This is a genomic window from Labrys sp. KB_33_2, from assembly GCF_052114505.1.
Taxonomy (GTDB): Bacteria; Pseudomonadota; Alphaproteobacteria; order Rhizobiales; family Labraceae; genus Labrys.
Map to the genome: position 1 here is coordinate 150,655 of NZ_JBFREW010000007.1, position 20,198 is coordinate 170,852.

At 63.5% G+C, this 20,198-nt stretch carries 16 protein-coding genes and 1 riboswitch; of the genes, 5 read left to right on the plus strand and 11 right to left on the minus strand.

The features are described 5' to 3' along the window. Positions 1-20: 20 nt before the first annotated feature. Complete coding sequence (locus tag AB4037_RS14650; RefSeq protein ID WP_434957287.1) at positions 21-290, minus strand: (2Fe-2S)-binding protein; 270 nt, start codon at positions 288-290, stop codon at positions 21-23. A 273-nt stretch (positions 291-563) separates the two neighbouring features. Between AB4037_RS14650 and bfr the strand changes: the two genes are divergently transcribed. Further along, positions 564-1,046: a bacterioferritin gene (gene bfr, locus AB4037_RS14655; protein WP_441772018.1), complete on the plus strand. Its 483-nt coding sequence runs from the start codon at positions 564-566 to the stop codon at positions 1,044-1,046. A gap of 82 nt (positions 1,047-1,128) precedes the next feature. On the opposite strand, the gene AB4037_RS14660 is transcribed toward bfr, so the two are convergent. The 7 genes from AB4037_RS14660 to AB4037_RS14690 form a co-directional block, all read right to left on the minus strand. Further along, entirely contained in the window at positions 1,129-1,620 is a 492-nt protein-coding gene (locus AB4037_RS14660) for a GreA/GreB family elongation factor (protein ID WP_434957289.1), read from the minus strand. A 24-nt stretch (positions 1,621-1,644) separates the two neighbouring features. Next, the gene (gene tal, locus AB4037_RS14665) at positions 1,645-2,619 is read right to left on the minus strand and encodes a transaldolase (RefSeq protein WP_441772019.1); all 975 of its coding nucleotides are present in this window, start codon (positions 2,617-2,619) and stop codon (positions 1,645-1,647) included. A gap of 228 nt (positions 2,620-2,847) precedes the next feature. Continuing rightward, the gene (locus AB4037_RS14670; protein WP_441772020.1) at positions 2,848-3,627 is read right to left on the minus strand and encodes a class I SAM-dependent methyltransferase; all 780 of its coding nucleotides are present in this window, start codon (positions 3,625-3,627) and stop codon (positions 2,848-2,850) included. A gap of 35 nt (positions 3,628-3,662) precedes the next feature. Beyond that, on the minus strand, positions 3,663-4,466 hold the full coding sequence (locus tag AB4037_RS14675) for an ABC transporter ATP-binding protein (protein WP_434957292.1): 804 nt from the start codon (positions 4,464-4,466) through the stop codon (positions 3,663-3,665). Then, entirely contained in the window at positions 4,463-5,485 is a 1,023-nt protein-coding gene (locus tag AB4037_RS14680; RefSeq protein ID WP_434957293.1) for a FecCD family ABC transporter permease, read from the minus strand. Before AB4037_RS14680 ends, AB4037_RS14675 begins: the two co-directional genes overlap by 4 nt. A gap of 1 nt (position 5,486) precedes the next feature. Continuing rightward, positions 5,487-6,530, minus strand: a complete 1,044-nt coding sequence (locus AB4037_RS14685) for an ABC transporter substrate-binding protein (RefSeq protein ID WP_441772021.1) — start codon at positions 6,528-6,530, stop codon at positions 5,487-5,489. Positions 6,531-6,721: 191 nt separating this feature from the next. Then, positions 6,722-6,952: riboswitch (cobalamin riboswitch) on the minus strand. 108 nt (positions 6,953-7,060) lie between these two features. Next, complete coding sequence (locus AB4037_RS14690; RefSeq protein ID WP_441772022.1) at positions 7,061-8,029, minus strand: CobW family GTP-binding protein; 969 nt, start codon at positions 8,027-8,029, stop codon at positions 7,061-7,063. Positions 8,030-8,318: 289 nt separating this feature from the next. On the opposite strand from AB4037_RS14690, the gene recQ reads away from it, so the two are divergent. From recQ to AB4037_RS14705, 3 genes are all read left to right on the plus strand, one after another. Beyond that, positions 8,319-10,175, plus strand: a complete 1,857-nt coding sequence (recQ, locus tag AB4037_RS14695) for a DNA helicase RecQ (RefSeq protein ID WP_441772108.1) — start codon at positions 8,319-8,321, stop codon at positions 10,173-10,175. Positions 10,176-10,449: 274 nt separating this feature from the next. Next, a complete protein-coding gene (locus AB4037_RS14700; protein ID WP_441772023.1) occupies positions 10,450-14,118 on the plus strand; it encodes an acyl-[ACP]--phospholipid O-acyltransferase in 3,669 nt (1,222 codons plus the stop codon). Continuing rightward, the gene (locus AB4037_RS14705; RefSeq protein ID WP_441772024.1) at positions 14,111-14,677 is read left to right on the plus strand and encodes a TetR/AcrR family transcriptional regulator; all 567 of its coding nucleotides are present in this window, start codon (positions 14,111-14,113) and stop codon (positions 14,675-14,677) included. Before AB4037_RS14700 ends, AB4037_RS14705 begins: the two co-directional genes overlap by 8 nt. A 50-nt stretch (positions 14,678-14,727) precedes the next feature. On the opposite strand, the gene AB4037_RS14710 is transcribed toward AB4037_RS14705, so the two are convergent. The 3 genes from AB4037_RS14710 to AB4037_RS14720 are packed head-to-tail and all read right to left on the minus strand — an operon-like array spanning position 14,728 to position 17,375. Continuing rightward, on the minus strand, positions 14,728-16,065 hold the full coding sequence (locus AB4037_RS14710) for a sensor histidine kinase (RefSeq protein WP_441772025.1): 1,338 nt from the start codon (positions 16,063-16,065) through the stop codon (positions 14,728-14,730). Beyond that, positions 16,062-16,739: a response regulator transcription factor gene (locus AB4037_RS14715; protein WP_441772026.1), complete on the minus strand. Its 678-nt coding sequence runs from the start codon at positions 16,737-16,739 to the stop codon at positions 16,062-16,064. The genes AB4037_RS14710 and AB4037_RS14715 overlap by 4 nt, the downstream gene beginning before the upstream one ends. A 33-nt stretch (positions 16,740-16,772) precedes the next feature. Continuing rightward, positions 16,773-17,375 carry a class I SAM-dependent methyltransferase gene (locus AB4037_RS14720; RefSeq protein ID WP_441772027.1) on the minus strand — a complete coding sequence of 201 codons (603 nt, stop codon included), beginning with the start codon at positions 17,373-17,375 and terminating at the stop codon, positions 16,773-16,775. Positions 17,376-17,559: 184 nt separating this feature from the next. On the opposite strand from AB4037_RS14720, the gene pepN reads away from it, so the two are divergent. Next, on the plus strand, positions 17,560-20,181 hold the full coding sequence (gene pepN, locus AB4037_RS14725) for an aminopeptidase N (protein WP_441772028.1): 2,622 nt from the start codon (positions 17,560-17,562) through the stop codon (positions 20,179-20,181). The last annotated feature ends 17 nt before the right edge of the window (positions 20,182-20,198 follow it).

Here is a 20,198-nt window from a genome sequence, read left to right on the forward strand (position 1 = left end):
ACAATCGCCCGGGATGACGCCTATTCAGCGGCGTCGAGCATCACTTCGTCGGTATTGGCGGCTTCAACCATATCGCGCAGGGCGCAATCCTCGGTACACTCATGGCAACGCGCAGCCGCGCGTGCATCGGCGAGAATCTGCCGCACTGTGATCAGGCAACGGCCGCATTCCGGTCCGCAGCCCAGGCAACGATAGGCTTCCGTAGCCGAACGGGGACAACCCGGCTGCTCGGTCGCGAGCGTGCTGGTGAAATCCTCATCGGTCAAAACACGGCAGGAACAGACGATCATTCGCAGCGATCTTGGGTTCGAGCAAAGGCAGTGACGAGAGTGATGTGGACGGACGAGCTCACCTTGTCAATGGCCCGACGCAACAATAGAATCGTTATAAATCAGTAGTTTAGAACGAGAATAAACTGGGAAACGCCTGGGTGGCCACTGGAGGCTTCGTGCCTTCCCCTCCCCTGGCAAAATCCTCCGGACAAATTTGCCGCGTCTGGGGGCTTGCCTAAATTTAGAATTCTTCTAATGTAGTTTCAGTCCACCAAGTATGGAGAAACGCTCATGAAGGGCGACAAGAAGGTCATCGATTATCTCAACAAGGCCTTGCGGAGCGAGCTGACCGCGATCAACCAATATTGGCTGCATTACCGGATCTTCGACAATTGGGGCCTGCTGGGCCTTGCCAAGAAGTGGCGCGCCGAATCGATCGAAGAGATGCAGCACGCCGACAAGCTGACCACACGCATCCTCTTCCTTGAAGGCTTCCCGAACATGCAGACGCTCGATCCGCTGCGGATCGGCCAGACTGTGAAGGAAGTTCTCGGGTGTGACCTTGCCGCCGAGCGCGAGGCTCGCGCCCTCTATCAGGAGGCTGCGGAATATTGCCGCACCGTCAAGGATTTCGTCTCCGAAAATCTGTTCAAGGAGCTGATGACCGACGAGGAAGGCCATATCGACTTCCTGGAAACCCAGCTCGACCTGGTCGAGCGCCTCGGCATCCAGAACTACTCGCAGAGCCATCTCGGCGGCTTCGCGGAAGAGTAAGCTTTCCTGATTGCAGGGATGTGCATAGCAATGGCGGCCGCTGGCCGCCATTTTCGTTGGTCGGGTCTTTGGGTCCGGCCGGCTATTGCGGCTTGCCCTCCGGAGTCGTGTCGATCCCCACGATCTCGGCCTCCTGTGGCCCGACGCGAATCACCTCACCGACATCCTTGCCGAACAATGCCTTCGCCAGCGGCGAGACATGGCTGATCCGTCCCAATGCGGCATCGGCCTCATCCTCACCGACTATACGCCAGATGCGTTCGCGCCCGTCGGGATAGTGAAGCGTGACTGCCATGCCGAAGCGGATACCTGCATCGCCAGCGCCCGGGACCACCCGTTCCGCCGTTGCCCGGCGGGTGGCCCAGTAGCGGATTTCGCGTGATGCATTGCCCATGGCAATGCGATCGCCTGCGGCTTCGGCCGTGGCGAAAAGCGAACGCGCCTGTCTGAGCTCGGCCTCGATCATGCCAAGACCGCGCGCGGTAACGAGATTGCGCTCGCTCGAGACCGGCCGCTCGGGAAGGACCTGTGCGTCCTCCCCTTCCTGGCCGTCCTGGGTAAAGGCTCGGCTCACGATATGACGATCAAGCAGCCAAGGTCATGCGGCTTGGGCCGTGCCCTCGACGCGCTTGGCAAGGAGCGTACGCAGCTTGCCGAGATCCTTGGCGAAGCCGCGAATGCCTTCGGCGAGCTTCTCAGTCGCCATCGCATCCTCGTTCATCGCCCAGCGGAAGGCGCGTTCGTCGATCTTGCCCGTCGTGGGGGCCGAAGCATGATTGTCGGGGGAGAGCTTGCGCTCCAGCGTGCCCTCGTCCGCCTCGAGTGCCTGCAGCAGGTTCGGGGCGATGGTGAGACGATCGCAACCGGCCAGCGCCTCGATCTCGCCGGTGGAACGGAAGGAAGCGCCCATCACCACCGTCTTGACGCCACGTGCCTTGTAGTCGGCATAGATGCCCCTGACCGAGATCACGCCCGGATCTTCCTCCGGCGTGAAGGTACGGCCGTCATTCTTGACATGCCAGTCGAGGATACGGCCGACGAAGGGCGAGATCAGGAACACGCCGACATCGCCGCAAGCCACGGCCTGGGCCTGAGAGAACAACAGGGTCAGGTTGCAGTCGATCCCTTCCTTCTGCAGCACCTCGGCCGCACGGATGCCCTCCCAGGTCGAGGCGATCTTGATCAGGATGCGATCGCGCTCGATGCCGCGGGATTTGTAGTCGGCGATGATGGCATGCGCCTTGGCGATGGTCGCCTGCGTATCGAAGGAGAGGTCGGCGTCGACCTCCGTCGAGACACGGCCGGGAACGAGCTTGGTGAGTTCCGCGCCGAAGGAGACGGCCAAGCGATCGGCGATGGCTGCGACGGTGCCTTCCTTGCTGCCGCCCTGCTTGCCGCCCCAGCTCACGGCTTCCGCGATCAAATGGTCATAGGCCGGCATCTCGGCGGCCTTGAGCAGCAGGCTCGGATTGGTGGTGCAATCGACCGGCTTGAGCGCCTTGATCGAGTCGATATCGCCGGTATCGGCAACTACGACCGTCATGGCGCGCAATTGTTCGAGTTTCGAAGCCATATGTAACGTCCTTGTTCACAGACCTTGATAGCGTCCCGGCACGGACCATAAACCCCAGCCCCGGCGGCGTCATCAGTTATCGTGCTTGTTTTCTCGCCCCACTGCAGAGGGAAGAAAAGACGGGCTCCCGCGTTCCCGGGAACGCTCTCCGCCTGCGGTCCTTCGAGACTGATCTCGATCATATGGTTCCTGCCGGACAGCCATGCAAGGCGACCGGTCGCGGAGGCCTCACTTGCGGCAGCAGATGATGAAGCGCTGGTAGAGATGGGTACGCAGCCGGTTGCGCAGATCGGCCTGGCGCCTTTGGGCAGCGGCAATCGGCCGATGCGAAGAGATCACGATATTCCTGAAACCGGCCTGCTCCAGGAACGGAAGGAGATCGGCGCTCCGTAGCCCCCCACCGAAAGGTAGCCTCTCCATGATGCGGGCATGGCGCTCGCTCATCGCGCTGTCATAATAGGGATCGGCACCGCCGAGGCGGTCGATCAGGGCGATGAGCTTGGACGCCATCCGGCCGACCCTGGTGGGCCTGGCCCAATCCCCGTCGAAGAATAGCAATCTGCCGCCCGGCTTCAGCACGCGATACCAATCGGCAAAGGCCTTCTGCGGCTCGGTCAGTGTCCAGACCAGATGCCGGCAGACGACCGCGTCATAGGCGCCTTCCGGTTCCATGGTGTTCTCGGCGTCGCCGAGCCGGAAGCGCAGGCGCTGCCGGCCGGCATGCTTGCGACGGGCCACCGCCAACATGGCCTCGGAGAAATCCAGGGCCGTGACCTCGTGGCCGAGCGCCAGCAGCAGCTTGGTGATCTCGCCCGTCCCACAAGCCAGATCGAGGATCCGGCGCGGTTCGGTACCGAGATGATCGCGGATCGCCGCGGCCCAGGCCTCGAATTCCGGCCCTTCGGGAATATGATGCCCGAAGGCGCGGTCGAAGGTTTCCGAACGCCTCGACCAATAATCACGGATCTCTTCCTTGAGATCGAAATTCGCTGAACTGGCGCCCGTCATCCGTCGGCCCTCCTCATCTGTCGGTTGAGCCCGCGTCATGACGCAGCCGCGACCCAGCCCGGCCGCGGCACTGGAAGATCCGGATGCCGATAGCGGATGAAACAGCCACCGGTACCGTCGTGGACAACCTCAGCGGCGACACCGAAGACCGACTGGATGCGCGAAGCCGTCAGCACCTCGGACGGAGGACCGATCGCCTCGATCCGCCCCGCCTGCATCAGCGCGACCCGATCGCAGAACATCGCCGCATGATTGAGATCATGCAGGGCCGCCACGACAGTGAGGTTCTGGCGATGAACCAGATGCAGCAGGCCGATCTGGTGGCCGATATCGAGATGATTGGTGGGCTCGTCGAGAAGCAGGATTTCGGGCTGTTGCGCCAAGGCGCGGGCGATGTGGAGGCGCTGGCGCTCGCCGCCCGAGAGCGTATGCCACAGGCGAGCGGCAAGGCTGGTCATGGCAACCTCCTCCAGTGCGAGGTCGACGATGGCATCGTCCTTGCCAGACCAGGGCATGAAGGCACCCAGATGCGGCGTCCGCCCGAGCTCCACGGCCTGGCGGGCGGTAATGCGATCGGCCGTCTCGGCCTGTTGCTCGACCAGAGCGATCCGGCGCGCGATTTCGCGGCGAGCCAAGGCGTGGAGTGGCTGGTCCGACAGCAACACCTCGCCGCCCTGCGGGCGGCGGATACCGGCCAGCAGGGACATCAGGCTGGTCTTGCCCGAGCCGTTCGGGCCGATGATGCCGAGCAACTCGCCCGGACGAACCTCCAGCGATACACCCTGCAGGATCGAGGCCCCGCCCGCCGACCAGGACAGATTGCGTGCCGACAGGCTCATGCCGTCGCCTTTCTCTGGCTGAGGATGAGAGCGAAGGCCGGCGCGCCGACAAGGGCCGTGATCACCCCGATCGGCAGGACCTGGCCGGGGATGATGATCCGGGACAGAATGTCCGCGACGATCATGAAGACGGCGCCGATCAGGGCGCTGGCCGGCAGCAATCGCCCATGGCGCACGCCCACCACCATCCGCGCGGCGTGCGGAATCACCAGACCGACGAAGCCGATCGATCCGACGATGCTGACCATCACCGCCGTCATCATCGCCGCGACGCCGACGAGCACGACATAAGCGCGCCGGACGGAAATGCCGAGGGATGCCGCCGATTCCGTGCCGAAGGTGAAGGCATCAAGCGCGCGAGCGTGCCAGAGGCAGACCAGCAGCCCCACGGCCGTGATCGGCAGGGCCAGCCAGACATCCGGCCAGCGCACGCCCGAAAGATTGCCCAGCAGCCAGAACATGATGCCCCGCGCCTGTTCGGCATTGGCCGCCTTGGTGACGATGAAGGAGGTCAGGGCATTGAAAAGCTGAGACCCAGCCACGCCGGCGAGGATCACCGCGCCGGTTCCGCGCCCCGATCGCATCGCCAGCAAGGCGACGAAACCGAAGGCCACCAGCGCACCGAGAAAGGCGCCGGCCGGCAGGCTCAAAAATCCCGCGCCGAGGCCGAGAATGGCGACCCCGACCGCCCCCGTCGATGCCCCGGCCGAGATGCCGAGCACATAGGGATCGGCCAGGACATTGCGCAGCAGCGACTGCAGCACGACGCCCGACAGCGCCAGGGCCGCGCCGCAGCAGGCCGCGACGACGGCGCGGCTCAGCCTGTAGTTCCACACGATGCCTTCATCGATGCGATCGAGAATGTAGCCGGCGCCCCACAGGCGGTTGGCCGCCGTCTTGGCCACCACCTCCATCGGGATGGCCGTCTCGCCGATGGCGGCGCCCAGCCAGAGCGCCAACACCAGCACGGCCAGCGCCAGCATGCCGATTGCCAGCAATCGCGTGACAGCGCGGTTCATCTCAACGCTTCAGGCCGAAACGCTGGATGGCATCGGCGAGCATCTCGATGCCGTCGACGACGCGCACGCTCGGCTGCATGGCCTGGACGTCCATTTCCACGACATGGCCCTCCTTGACGGCCGGCATCAGGCTCGCCACCGGATCGGTCTTGAGGAAATTGAGCTTCACGGCGATGTCGTCGGCGGGATAGCGGCGACGGTCCATCCTCCCGGCGACGATGATGGTGGGATCTGCCTTGGCGACGGTCTCCCAACCGACGCTCGGCCATTCCTCCTCGCTTTCCACGATGTTCCGGAGAGCCAGGACGGACATGATGTAGCCTGGGACGCTGTTCTTGCCGGCCATATAGGGATCGACATCGACCTTGGCGCTCGAAAACCAGAAGGCAGCCGAGACCTTGCCATCGCCGGTGGCGATCTTGCGGCGGGCGGCTTCCTCGCGTGCCTTCAGGTCCGCGATGACCTTCGAACCGCGCTCCTGCACGTCGAAGATCTCGGCGAGTTCCCTGATCTCCTGATAGACCAGATCCATGGTGAAAAGGGTGCCGCGGGTGCCGTCGCCACCGCTGGAATTGTCCTTGCCGACGCAATCAGCGGGCGAAACATAGGTCTGGACACCCAGTTCCTCGAACTGCTCGGGCTTGCCGACGATGCCACTGGGGCCGACATGCCACTGGAACTGGGCGGTCACGAGGTCGGGTTTCTTGGCGATCACGCTTTCGAAGCTCGGATCATTGTCGGCCAGGCGCGGAATCTTGACGTTGGCCTCTTCATAGCCCGGCAGAACCGGGCCGAACCAGACGGCCGTCCCCACCACCTTGTCGGCAAGACCGAGGAGGTAGAGAACCTCCGTACCGCTCTGGCCGACGGAGACAGTGCGCTGCGGGGCATGCTCGAAGGTGACGGTGCGTCCGCAATTGGCGATCTTGAGCGGATATTTGGTCGCCTGGGCGGCGGCTGGATCGATGCTCAGCGTCAGGCTGAAGCCGGCCGCAAGCATGACGGCGAAGCTGGACCAGCAGGCCTTTGCCTTGGGAAAAGTCATGACGTTCTCTCGGTTCGCGATAGGAAGATGGCGCTGTTCGGCGCAGGGCCGAAAACGGGAAACGCCCTCAGGCCAGGCTATGGCAGAGGGTCTGATGGCGCGAAGTGGAGGGAACAGGTGGGCGACGGCCCGAGATGGCGGGAAGAAACGTCACATTGTCTCCTGTTCCGGGCATCCCCGCCCGTGACATGGGATTGATCGAGATGACGGCAGGTTTCCTGGCTCGCGGATATCGGCCTTGCCTCTGCCTTCCCATGGGGTCACCCACAGTGGCATGGCGCTTTTGGCGCCACGAGGATGCTCGGCAATCCGCCTACAGTTGCGGGGGCAGCCACGGCATGGGCTTCGAGAAAGCCGGACCGTGTTCCCTATTACTCCCATCGGGCTCGCACCCGACGGGAACCGTCAGTGCCACAGTTACCGGGGTGTCCCGATCGCGGTCAAGCGAATATGCAAAGCGGGTGGCGGACGATGGCGAGCCCTGTTTTCCCGCCCCAGTGCGCGCCTTCCCTCACCTGGAGCAAAACGCTTTAGGCCCGACAGGCCAGGAACCCCTGTTCGATCACGTCTTTCGGCAGATTACGCCCGATGAACACCAGACGGCTCCTGCGCTCCTCTTCTGGCTTCCAGGGGCGCTGATGATCGCCCTCGATCAGCATATGCACACCCTGCACCACGAAGCGCTGGGGATCGCCGTCGAAGGCGATGATGCCTTTCAGCCGCAGCATGTCGGTGCCGAATTGCTGCACGATCGTGTTCAGCCAGGGCATGAACTTGCCAGGGTCGAGCGATTCCCGGGCGACGAGGGCGAAGCTGCCGACATGGTCGTCATGCTCATGGTCATGGAATCCTGCAAGAAAATCGGGTTCGGCTTCCAGGATGCGGTCGAGGTCGAAGGCACCGCGATCCAGCACCTTGTCGAGCGCGATATCGCAGCGGCGTGTCTCGTGGAGGGTAGCGGTGGGATTGATGCGACGGATCCGCTTCACCACCCGTTCGAGTTCCCCGGCCGTGACCAGATCGGTCTTGTTGAGGAGGATCGTATCGGCAAAGGCGAGCTGCTCCTGGGCCTCATGCGCTGTCTCGATTTCGCCGAGCAGGTGCTTGGCGTCGACCACTGTGACGATCGAATCGAGCCTGGTCTTGGCGCGCACATCGTCGTCGACGAAGAAAGTCTGGGCGACCGGCGCGGGATCGGCCAGCCCGGTCGTCTCGATCAGGATGGCATCAAAGCGGTCACGTCGGCGCATCAGGCCCTCGATGATGCGGATGAGATCGCCGCGCACCGTGCAGCAAATGCAACCATTGTTCATCTCGAAGATCTCCTCGTCGGTATCGACGACGAGATCATTGTCGATGCCGACTTCGCCGAACTCGTTGACGATGACAGCATATTTCCTGCCGTGGCTCTCGGTCAGGATGCGGTTGAGAAGCGTGGTCTTGCCTGCTCCGAGATAGCCAGTGAGGACGGTGACGGGTGTCTGCGGGGCGGGCTGCATGATGTCGGAATTCCTTGATCCGTTGCAGGCGCCTGGGAGCATGTCGATACCACGGGCGCCAGAATGGGCTTCATTTACATGAAACGTTATAACATAACTATCTTTATCTCGGTAGACCGTCAACATCTCGGTAGACCGTCAACGGTGTTGCGGGTGTAACCCGCATTCTGGCCGAGGGGCACATTGCCGGCATTCGCGACCGCGACCGTTCCACCGCAATTGCCTGTCAGCGTGGGAAATCGACGTGGGAGATTTTCGAATCATGGCCCCTGTCGGGTAAGTGTCCATGATGTCCCTGGAATGGAATCAGGCTCCAAAGGTGCATCCTGCAGGCATGACCCGCTCTTCTCCTCAAGATCCTCTCTCCGTCCTCAACGCCATATTCGGCTACAGCGCCTTTCGCGGCCAGCAGGAGGCGGTGGTGCGCCATGTCACCGAAGGCGGCGATGCCGTGGTGCTGTTCCCGACCGGAGCCGGCAAGTCGCTGTGCTACCAGATCCCGGCTTTGTGCCGGCACGGCGTCGGCATCGTGGTCTCGCCGCTGATCGCACTGATGCGCGACCAGGTCGAGGCGCTCAAGCAGGCTGGCGTGCGCGCGGCGGCGCTCAATTCCTCGCTGTCGCGCGAGGAAGCCTACAAGGTCCGCCGCTCCCTGATGGACGGCAAGCTCGACCTGCTCTACGTCGCCCCCGAGCGTGTGGCGACACAGGGTTTCCAGTCGCTGATCGCCGATGCCGACATCGCGCTCTTCGCCATCGACGAGGCCCATTGCGTCAGCCAATGGGGCCACGACTTCCGGCCCGAATATCGCGAACTCGGCGGCCTCGCCGCTTCCTTCCCCGGCGTGCCCCGCATCGCCCTCACTGCCACGGCCGACCCGGTCACTCGCGCCGACATCATCGAGCGGCTCGGTCTCAACGAGGCCGAGGTCTTCGCCACCAGCTTCGACCGGCCCAACATCAGCTACGCCATCGTCGAGCGTGACAACGCCCGCCGGCAATTGCTGGCCTTCCTGGCTGCGCACAAGGGCAATAGCGGTATCGTCTACTGCCTATCGCGCGCCAAGGTCGAGGAAACGGCGCAATGGCTGAACGAGCAGGGTATCCGCGCCCTGCCCTATCATGCCGGCCTGGAAGTGGCTGTTCGCAGCGCCAACCAGGACGCCTTCCTGGAGGAGGAAGATCTCTGCCTGGTCGCTACGGTTGCCTTCGGCATGGGCATCGACAAGCCTGATGTACGCTATGTCGCCCATCTCGATATCCCGGCCTCGGTGGAAGCCTATTACCAGGAGACGGGCCGCGCAGGGCGCGATGGCCTACCCTCGGATGCCTGGATGAGCTACGGCATGGCCGATGTGGTACAGCGCCGCCGCATGATCCAGGAGGGCAATGCGCCGGAGACGGTGAAGCGGGTCGAACTCGGCAAGCTCAACGCCCTGCTCGGCATCTGCGAAACCGCCGAATGCCGGCGCAAGGCCATCCTCGCTCATTTCGGCGAGACCCATCCCGGCCGTTGCGGCAATTGCGATACCTGCCTTTCGCCGGTCGAGAGCTGGGACGGCACCGATGCCGCGGTCAAGGCGATGGCCGCGATCTACCGCACCGGTCAGATGTTCGGCGCCGCCCATATCATCGACGTGCTCACCGGCAAGGTCACGGAGAAAGTCCAGCGCTTCGGCCACGACAACCAGCCCGTCTTCGGGGCCGGCAAGGACATCGAGGCGCGTACCTGGCAATCGGTGCTGCGCCAGCTCACCGCCGCCGGCCTCGTCAATGTCAACCACGAGGCTCATGGCGCCCTGATCCTGGCCGAAGAGGCGCGGGCCGTGTTCAAGGGTGAGCGGCAAATCGTCTTCCGCCGCGACCGGCCACGCAAGAGCACCGAGGCAAAACGCGCTCGGCGGGGTGAGGTCGAGATGTCGGAACGCGACGGCGCCCTGTTCGCCGCCCTTCGCGCCGAGCGCAGTCGGCTCGCCCGCGAGCAAAGCGTGCCGCCCTACATGATCTTTGCCGACACCACATTGCGCGCCATGGCGAGCGAGCGCCCCGGCACCCTGCCCGAATTTCTGGCCCTACCGGGCGTGGGGCAGGCGAAGCTGGAGCGCTACGGCGAACTCTTCCTGGAAGTCGTCAGGCGCGAAGGCTAAAGCGTTTTGCGAAGAGACGGGATCACCAAGAATCGCAAAGACGCGTCGAAACAAAGAGTTAGAGGAAATAAGCGTTCACACTTGAACGCGTTTTGCTCTAGGATGGCCACGCGATACCGATGGCTCCAGCCATTGTGCAGCGGCGCACATGCCGGACCTGCGCCAACCTCCCCCGCCTTGACGCCGTTTACCATACATTTTAAGTTAGTGAACGAACGCTAACTTAAATGCGATTCTCCCGCGCCCGGTACGCGCCCATCCAGGAACCACGCCGATGCTCGCATCGCTGATGTCCGCCCGCCGCTTCTGGCCCCTGTTCTGGAGCCAGTTCTTCAGCGCCTTCAACGACAATTTCATCAAACAGGCCCTGATCGTCCTGGCTGTCTACGGCATCGCCCAGACGGCGCCGATGGAAGGCAGCAACAGTCTGGTTTCCCTGGCAAGCGCCCTGCTGGTCGCACCGGGGCTGATCCTGTCCGGTCTGGCGGGCCAGATGGCCGATCGCTACGACAAGGCCGTCGTGGCGCAACGCATCAAGCTGGTCGAGATTGTCATCATTGCCATCGCTGCTGTCGGCTTCGCGATGCATTCGGTTCCCGTGCTGCTCTTCAGCATGTTGGCGATGGGGGTCCTGGGAACCCTGTTCACGCCAGTCAAATACGGCATCCTGCCCGACCATCTCGCGCCTGAAGAACTGCCGGCCGGCAATGGCCTGATCGAAGCCGGTACCTTTCTTTCGATCCTGATCGGCACACTCGGTGCCAATATCGTGGCACCCGATCTGCCCAGCACGTTGGTAGCCGGCGTCATGATCGTGATCGCCGTGGCGTGCTGGTGGTTCGCTCGCGCAATTCCACCGACGGGACAAGCAGCGCCGGACCTCAAGGTCGATTGGAATGTCGTGCGTTCCAGCTACCAGTTGGTCCGCCTGGTCGCAGCCGACCGTAAGCTCCTGATCGGATCGCTCGCCGTAGCCTGGTTCTGGCTGATCGGCATTGTCATCCTGTCCCTGACGACATCGCTCGCCCATGATGTCATCGGCGGCGACAATACGGTGAACTCGCTGTTCTTCACCGCTTTCTCGATTGGCATCGCTCTCGGTTCGATCCTGGCGGCCCGCCTCGCCGCCGGCCGCATCATCCTGCTGCTCTCGCCGATCGGTTGCATTCTGATGGGCGTGTTCTGCCTTGTCGTAGCGGTGATCGCCTTCGCGACCACGCGCTCCGAAGTGCCATTGGGCGTCATGAGCTATCTTGCCAGCGCCAACGGCATTCAGACCACGCTCGTGCTGATCCTGACTGCCGTCGCAGCAGGTCTGTTCATCGTTCCCGCCTACGCCGCCGTACAACACTGGGCTCCCAAGGATGAACGGGCTCGCGTCATCGCCGGCGGCAACGTGATCACCGCCATATTCATGGTGGTGGGCGCCGGCGGCCTCTCCCTGCTGCAGGCCCAATTCGGCCTGACCACGCCGGTCGCGTTTCTGGGTATCGCCATCCTCAACATCATCGCCGGCATCGTCCTGCTCTATGTCCTGCCGATGAGCCGCTTCCGTGACCTCATCCTGCTGCTCTACCGGCTGATCTACCGCCTCGAGGTCAAGGGCATCGAGAACCTGGAGACGCCGACACCGCATCGCATCATCGCGATCAATCATGTCAGCTTTCTCGATGCCGGCCTGGTCCTGGCCCTGCTTGACAAGGACCCGGTGTTCGCCATCGATCACACCATCGCCAAGGCCTGGTGGGTCAAGCCCTTCCTGAAGATCTGCCGGGCCTATCCGCTCGATCCGACCAAGCCGATGGCGACGCGCGGGCTGATCAATGCCGTGAAAGCCGGCGAAACCCTGGTGATCTTCCCCGAGGGACGCCTCACCGTTACCGGCGCGCTAATGAAGGTCTATGACGGCGCCGGCCTGATCGCCGACAAGTCGCATGCCGACATCGTGCCGATGCGTATCGACGGCTTGGAGCGCACGCCCTTCACCAGGCTCGATGCCAACAAGGTCTCGCGCCGCTGGTTCCCGAAGGTGACGGTGACTTTCACCGAGCCGACGCGCCTTACGATCGACGATGACCTGCGCGGCAAGAAGCGCCGCCAGGCCGCCGGTGCCGCCCTCTACGACGTGATGTCGGACCTCATCTACAAGACGAGTTCCGTCGACACCGATCTCTTCCGCGCTTTGGTGGCGGCTGCCGACAAATATGGCCGCAAGCGGGTGGTGCTGGAGGATCCGGTCAGCGGCAGCCTCACCTATAAGCGCCTGCTCATCGGCATCAACGTGCTCGGACGCAAGTTCGAAGCCTTCACAGCGCCTGGCGAACATGTCGGCGTGCTCCTGCCCAACGCCAATGCCGTCGCCGTCACCTTCTTCGCCCTGCAGTCGATCGGTCGCCTTCCGGCCATGCTGAACTTCTCGGCCGGCCAGGCCAACCTGATCTCGGCCTGCAAGACCGCGCAGGTGAAGACAGTGCTATCGTCCCGCGCCTTCGTGGAGAAGGGCCGGCTCGGTGACGTCGTGGCCGCGATGGAGGCGCATGTCCGCTTCGTCTGGCTGGAGGATGTGCGCGCCGAAGTCGGCACCGCCGACAAGCTGAGGGGCCTCCTCGGCGCCGGACGGGCCCATGCCAAACCCACGCCGGACGCCCCTGCCGCCGTCCTGTTCACCTCGGGTTCGGAGGGGGCACCAAAGGGCGTGGTGCTGTCGCACCGCAACATTCTCTCCAACATCGCGCAGGTCGGCGCCCGCATCGATTTCGGCCCCGGCGACATCGTCTTCAACGTACTGCCGGTGTTCCATTCCTTCGGCCTGACCGGCGGCATGATCCTGCCGCTCGTCAACGGCGTCAGGCTCTATCTCTACCCAACACCGCTGCACTATCGCATCATTCCCGAGTTGATCTACGGCACCAACGCCACCGCCCTGTTCGGCACCGATACCTTCCTCGCCGGCTATGCCAAGATGGCCAACCCCTACGACTTCCGCTCGCTGCGCTATGTCGTGGCCGGCGCCGAGCCGGTGAAGGTAGAGACGCGGCGGGCCTATAACGAGAAGTTCGGCCTGCGCATCCTGGAGGGCTATGGCGTCACCGAGACCTCGCCGGTGCTGGCGCTGAACACGCCGATGTTCAACAAGAACGGCACCGTCGGCCGGGCACTACCCGACATGGAGACGCGGCTGGAGGAAATCCCGGGCATCGAGGAAGGCGGGCGCCTGCATGTGCGCGGCCCCAATGTGATGTTGGGCTATCTCAAGGCCGATCAGCCAGGCGAGATCACCGCGCCCGAGGAAGGCTGGTACGACACCGGCGACATCGTCACCATCGACCCGCAGGGCTTCATCGCCATCAAGGGCCGCGCCAAGCGCTTCGCCAAGATCGGCGGTGAGATGGTTTCGCTCGCCGCGGTCGAGGCCATGCTCGCCGACCTGTGGCCGGAGAGCCCGGTGGCCGTGCTGGCGACCCCCGATCCACGCAAGGGCGAGCGGCTGGTGCTGATCACGCCGCACAAGCATGCCAACCGCGCCGATGTAATCGCGCATCTGCGCTACAAGCACGCCGCCGAATTGATGATCCCCTCGGAGATCATGATCATCGATGCCATGCCGGTGATGGGCACCGGCAAGACCGACTATGTCGGCCTTAACAAGATGCTGAAGGAGCGCCAGGCCAATGCCGCCGCCGGCGAGGCCAAGGTCACCCCGCCTGCCCAGCTGCCGGACTTGCCCGATTCGTCCAGACCCGCCGAGATTCTGCCCGCCGCGCCTTCGCCCGCGCAGGGCAATGGCGCCGAGCCTGGCTCCCACCGCCCGCCGCCCGCTCCGCTCGCCGCGCCGGGTCGCCCCGCCGGCGATTCCAAGCCTCCGGCGGACCAGGCAGCCGAAGCGGAAGCACCGGTTCCGGCCAAGGCCATCCAGGATGGAACGGGCGAGAACCATGCGTGACGGATCGAAGACCCGCGCCAAGATCGTGACGGAGGCCCTGCGCCTGTTCGCCGATAAAGGGGTGGCAGGGACCTCCATCCGCGATATCGCCGGCGCCGTCGGCGTGGCGGAGGCAGCTCTCTACCGCCATTTCGCCTCCAAGGACGCCCTGTCACGCTCCCTGTTCCTGGATGGCTATGCCAGGCTTGCGGCCGATATCCTCGCTGCCGACCAGGCCCATCCCCGGTTCGATGCCAAGATCATGCGGATCGTCGAGGTCTTCTGCGAACTTTTCGACGAGGATCGGGCCCTGTTCACCTTCCTGTTGCTCTCCCAGCACACCCATCTGGCCGAAGTGCCTGATGAAACCGACAAGAACGTCGTCGAGGCCGTGCGCTCGATCTTTGCCGGAGCCATGCAACGCAGGGACATTCCCGAGCGAGACGCCGACCTCCTGACCGCGATGGCACTGGGCATCGTCGCCCAGCCCGCCATCTTCACCGTCTATGGCCGGCTCCAAGGCCCGCTGCGCAACCGCGCCCCGGACATGGCGAAGGCCATTCTCGCACTGATGGGCTAAAGTTAGGCGCTTGAAGGTCTTTCGGCCAGCGGCATAGGTTCACCGCGATTTCAGGCTTTCGGAAACATAAGCCTGCAGATGACCCCTTTTGCGCCGTTGCTTATCGTGACCTCACCACCATGCATCCGCATGATGTCGCGTACGAGGTGGAGGCCAAGGCCGGCTCCCCGCCCGTTCTGATGGTGCTTGAAGAAGGGTTCGAAGATACGTTCCTGCAATTCGGCCGAGATCCCCGGCCCTTCGTCGCGGATCTCCACCCAGTTCGCCTCGACGATTACGCCGATCTCACCACGTCTGCCGCCATGGTCGACCGCATTCTGGACGATGTTCATCAGGGCACGCCTCAAACTGGATCGATCTCCCTGGGTGCGACCGCTCCCTCGGTTATCGAACTGCATCGTATAGCCAGCGGCAAAGGCGATAGGCGCCATGTCGAGACCCACTTCGCTCGCCAGCTCACCGATATCGATCGTCTCGAATTCGACCTTGCCCTGCCTGAGACGCTGGAGGTCTAGCATCTGCTCTGTCAGGATGGTCAGCCGTTCGGAATCCTCCAGCAATTGCGAGCGTGCGGCCCCGTCCGGCAGCGCGCCGATCCTCGTGCTCAGAATGGCGACCGGCGTGCGCAGTTCATGCGCGGCATCGGCCAGGAAGCGCTCCTGGCGTTCGAAGCCTTCGTCCAGGCGATCGAGTGCCCGGTTCACGGCCTTCACCAGCGGGGTGACCTCACCGGGAATATCGTCCGTCGAAAGCCGGCCGCCCCTTTCGATGGCGTCGATGGCATCGGCCTGTTTCGCTGCCCGATCGACACCTGCCAGGGACTTTCGCACCACGAGCGGCGTTGCGATCAGGGCGCCGACGGCCATGACCAGAACGATGGGCGCGACCAGCTTGGCCAGGACGAGCGATGCCCCCATCATCACCAGCAATGGCGAGGCGAAGACTTCGGTGCCGGTGATGAATTGCAACCGGCCTGCAGATGTCTCGGCCCAGCGCATGCGCGCGGTCGGCCGATCGGGATCGCCGATGTTCCAACCAAGCCGCGCCTGCCCGATCTGATCGAGCGCCGTGCCGATACGGGCGTATTCCTCGGGGATGCGTCCTTCACTGAGCCTTTGTCCCCTGGTGTCGCGAATGAGGAACCACAGATCCGGCTCCTGCTTGCGCAAGGCTTCCAGCGCAGGGGTCGCCTCGAGGGACAGTGCACCGGACGGTTGCCGGATGACGGCATCACGCAGCATTTCGATGGTCGCATCGGTCGATCGCAGGCTGGCAAGCTGCCCGGAGCCGAAAAGCACCGCCACCACCATCAGCAGAACCACCGACTGCACCCCCAGCAGCCGCCAGAACAGGCGCTGGCGCAGAGAGTATGGCCCGCCGGAGCTCACGTTTCCTCGCGCAACATGTAGCCGAGCCCGCGCACCACATTGACGACGACGCCGGCCTGGGCCCCAGCCAGTTTGCGCCTGAGCCGCGAGATATGGGAATCCAGGGCGTTGGACTGAATTTCATCGTCCAGGCTGAACACCGCTTCCATGAGAACCGAGCGCGGCACCATGCGCCCGACCCTCCGCATCAGGCATTCCAGCACGAGAATCTCGCGCCTTGGCAGGTCGAAGGGCCTGCCATCGACCGATATCTCCTGAAACGTCATGTCGAAAGACAGCCTGCCGATGCTGATCCGACTCGGGCGCAAATCGCTGGGCCGGCGCATAACCGCGCGCAGGCGCGCCAACAACTCGTCCAAGGCAAAGGGTTTGGCCAGATAATCGTCCGCCCCCATTTCGAGGCCGGTCACCCTCTCCGTCACCGCCCCCTTGGCGGTGATCACGATGATGGGAAGCATGACGCCCCGGCTTCGCAGCCTCGCCACCAGATCGAGGCCATCCCCATCCGGAAGCTGACGATCGAGCAGGATGGCGTCATAATCGATATCCCCCGCGACAAGTTCAGCATCGGCCAGCGTGGCGACATGATCCATGACCATGTCGTGCTTGACGGTGAGCGCTGAGCGTAACGCCGCCGCCATGCGTGGTTCATCCTCGACGAGCAAGACACGCATATCGCCCCTCAGCCTTCATGATCAGCCCTATCGTCATGGAATCGCGGCGTCATCGGCGGCGACCCGGCATCCCCGGCGACTGATACGATAGACGACAGCCGGAGGAAAATTGCGCAATGTCCAGCCGATCCTGTCGGAGCGCAGCCCCAGGGCTCGCAAGATCCTCGCAGGGATGGGGCATTTCAGTCCATAGGTGAACTGATAGAAAGCGCCCCCCTGGATCAGGCGTTCGAAACAGTCCCCAATCAGGGCATAGAGATCGTTGCGGCTGAGATTCGGCAAAGGCAACCCGCTGACGATGGCGCCGAAGCTGCAATTTCGCAAAGCCTCCTCGCGTGCGATCTCCCTGACATCGATCGGGAGCAATCGCGCATGCGGGAAGCAGCCTTGTAGGCCAGTGACGAAGGATTCTTCGCGCTCGATCAGGGTGATGTCGTCCTCTGCGATGCCCCGCGCCATGAGCGCCTGGGTGAAGATGCCGGTACCGGGGCCAAGTTCGAGCACCGGTGCCGACACGGCGGTGATTTCCCGGGTGATCAGCGCCGCCAGAACGGCACTGGAGGGCGTCACCGACGCAATGCGCAAGGGCCGCCTCAGCCAGGCGCGGAAGAACCGCGATCTATCGGAATTGAGCATCGTAACCTTCGTGTTGGCGTGGAAAGCACGCGTCACGAACGGCACCAACATTACGGCACTCTGGCGAAGACGATCGATACCATCCTCTCGAACCGGCGCGCCCGGGTTGCGGTGCACGCCCCTCATCCGCCATGATGAGAAAGAACCTGACGATTCAGATTGTCCCTGCCGGAATGAAGCCCCTATGACCGAAGCTGCCCTGGAACCCGTTCGCCTCGCCGACTATCGGGTCCCCGCCTTCCTGATCGATACGGTGCATCTCGATATCCGGCTCGAGCGGACGCAGACGCGTATCGTTTCCACCCTCACTCTGCAGCGCAATGCGCGCAGCTCGGGGCAGGATGCCTTGAAGCTCGACGGCGACAGCCTCGTCTTCGTGGAGGCCTGGCTCGACGGCGTGTCGCTGCCATCGGAAGCCTATTCGGTTTCGCCCAATGGCTTCAGCCTCCACCATCCGCCCGCCGAACCCTTCACGCTGGCCATCGAGACGCGCCTGGATCCGTCCGCCAATACCCAATTGATGGGGCTCTACCGATCCAATTCGGCCTATTGCACCCAATGCGAGGCCGAGGGCTTCCGGCGCATCACCTATTTCCTCGACAGGCCGGACGTATTGTCGGTCTACACCACAAGGATCGAGGCCTCGTTCCAGGAAGCGCCGGTACTGCTCGCCAACGGCAATCGGACCGAGCAAGGCTCCTTGGCCGACGGCCGTCACTTTGCCGTCTGGCACGACCCCTTCCCCAAGCCCTCCTATCTCTTCGCCATGGTGGCGGGCGACCTTGCCATGGTGGCCGACAGCTTCACCACCCGTTCCGGACGGCAGGTCAGGCTGGAGATCTATGTCGAGCATGGCAAGGAGGATCGTTGCGCCTATGCCATGGATGCCCTCAAGCGCTCGATGCGCTGGGACGAAGAGGCCTTTGGCCGTGAATACGACCTCGACATCTTCATGGTCGTCGCCGTGTCCGACTTCAACATGGGCGCCATGGAGAACAAGGGCCTCAACATCTTCAACGACAAATATGTGCTGGCCCTGCCCCAGACGGCCACGGACGGCGACTTCGCGGCTGTCGAGGCCATCATCGCGCATGAATATTTCCACAACTGGACGGGCAATCGCATCACCTGCCGCGACTGGTTCCAGCTCTGCCTGAAGGAAGGCTTGACGGTCTTCCGCGACCAGGAATTCTCCTCCGACCAGCGCTCGCGGCCCGTCAAGCGCATCAATGACGTCAAGCTCCTTCGCAGCCAACAATTCTCCGAGGACGGCGGGCCGCTCGCCCATCCTGTCCGGCCTGAAATCTATAACGAGATCAATAATTTCTACACGGCCACGGTCTATGAGAAGGGTGCCGAGGTCGTGCGCATGCTCAAGACCCTGATCGGCGGGGAGGCCTTCGCCGCCGGCATGGATCTCTATTTCCAGCGCCATGACGGAGAGGCTGTCACCATCGAGGATTTCCTGACCTGTTTCGCCGAGGCAAGTCGGCGCGATCTCGGCCAGTTCATGCTCTGGTACAGGCAATCGGGTACACCGGAGATCCGCGCCGAAGGACGCTGGGACGAGCAGGCCGGCACCTATCACCTCAACCTGAAGCAGATCCTGCCGGCGACGCCGGGTCAGCCCAACAAGCAACCGATGCTGTTCCCGATCCGCCTCGGTCTGGTCGGCGAGGAGGGCGATCTTGCCGTCACGCTCGACGGCCAGCCTTTCGATGGCCTGGTGGCCCTGGCCGAATCCGAGCGCAATTTTGTGTTTGGCAATGTGCGCCAAGCGCCCGTCCCCTCGCTGCTGCGCGGCTTCTCGGCCCCGGTCAAGCTCACGGTCGCGCTCGACGAGGAAGCTCTGCTGACCCTGCTCAAGGCTGACAGCGACCCCTTCAACCGCTGGCAGGCGTCCCAGAGCTACGCACTCAAGCTGCTGTTGCGGCTGGTCAAGGATCCGGCGACCCCGGTCGATCCGCGCTTCGTCGCGGCTGTCCGTGGCCTCCTTGTCGAGGGGGCCGCCGATCCGGCCTTCACCGCGCTCTCCCTGGCCTTGCCCAGCGAAACGGATATCGCCCGTGAAATCGGCAATGACGTCGATCCGCAGGCGATTTATCAGGCCCGCTCGATTCTGCGGCAGACCTTGGCTCGGGAGTTGCAGGTCGACCTGCTGCGCACGATCGCGACCATGACGGTGGCGGGCCCCTATTCGCCCCAGGCCGCCGATGCCGGACGGCGTTCCCTACGCAACGGCGCACTCGATCTGGCCTGTGCCGGAGGAACCGCACGAGCACTCGATGTCGCCGCGACGCAGTTCGACAAGGCCGACAACATGACCGACGAGATGGCGGCGCTCGCCACGCTAGCCCTGTCGGGCACGCCGGCCGGCGAACGAGCCTTGCGCAGCTTCCGGGAACGCTACGACAGCGATCCACTGGTCATCGACAAATGGATGGGCGTGCAGGCGATGCTGCCGCTTGAGGCCACGCTGGACCGCGTCAAGGAACTCATGCGCGATCCCGCTTTCTCCCTGCATAATCCCAACCGCGTCAGGGCCTTGATCGGCACCTTCTGTTCCGCCAACCAGACCCAGTTCAATCGCCCCGATGGCGAAGGCTACCGCTTCGTCGCCGACATCATCCTGGCGATCGACCCGAAGAATCCGCAATTGGCGGCCCGGCTCCTGGTCGCGTTCAAGACCTGGCGCTCGCTCGAGCCAGGCAGGCGCACCTTGGCGGCGGCGACGTTGCGCGATATCGCAAGGCGGCCGGGGTTATCGCGCGACGTTGCTGACATCGCGCAAAGATCGCTTGCATGAACCGGTTGTTGCAACTA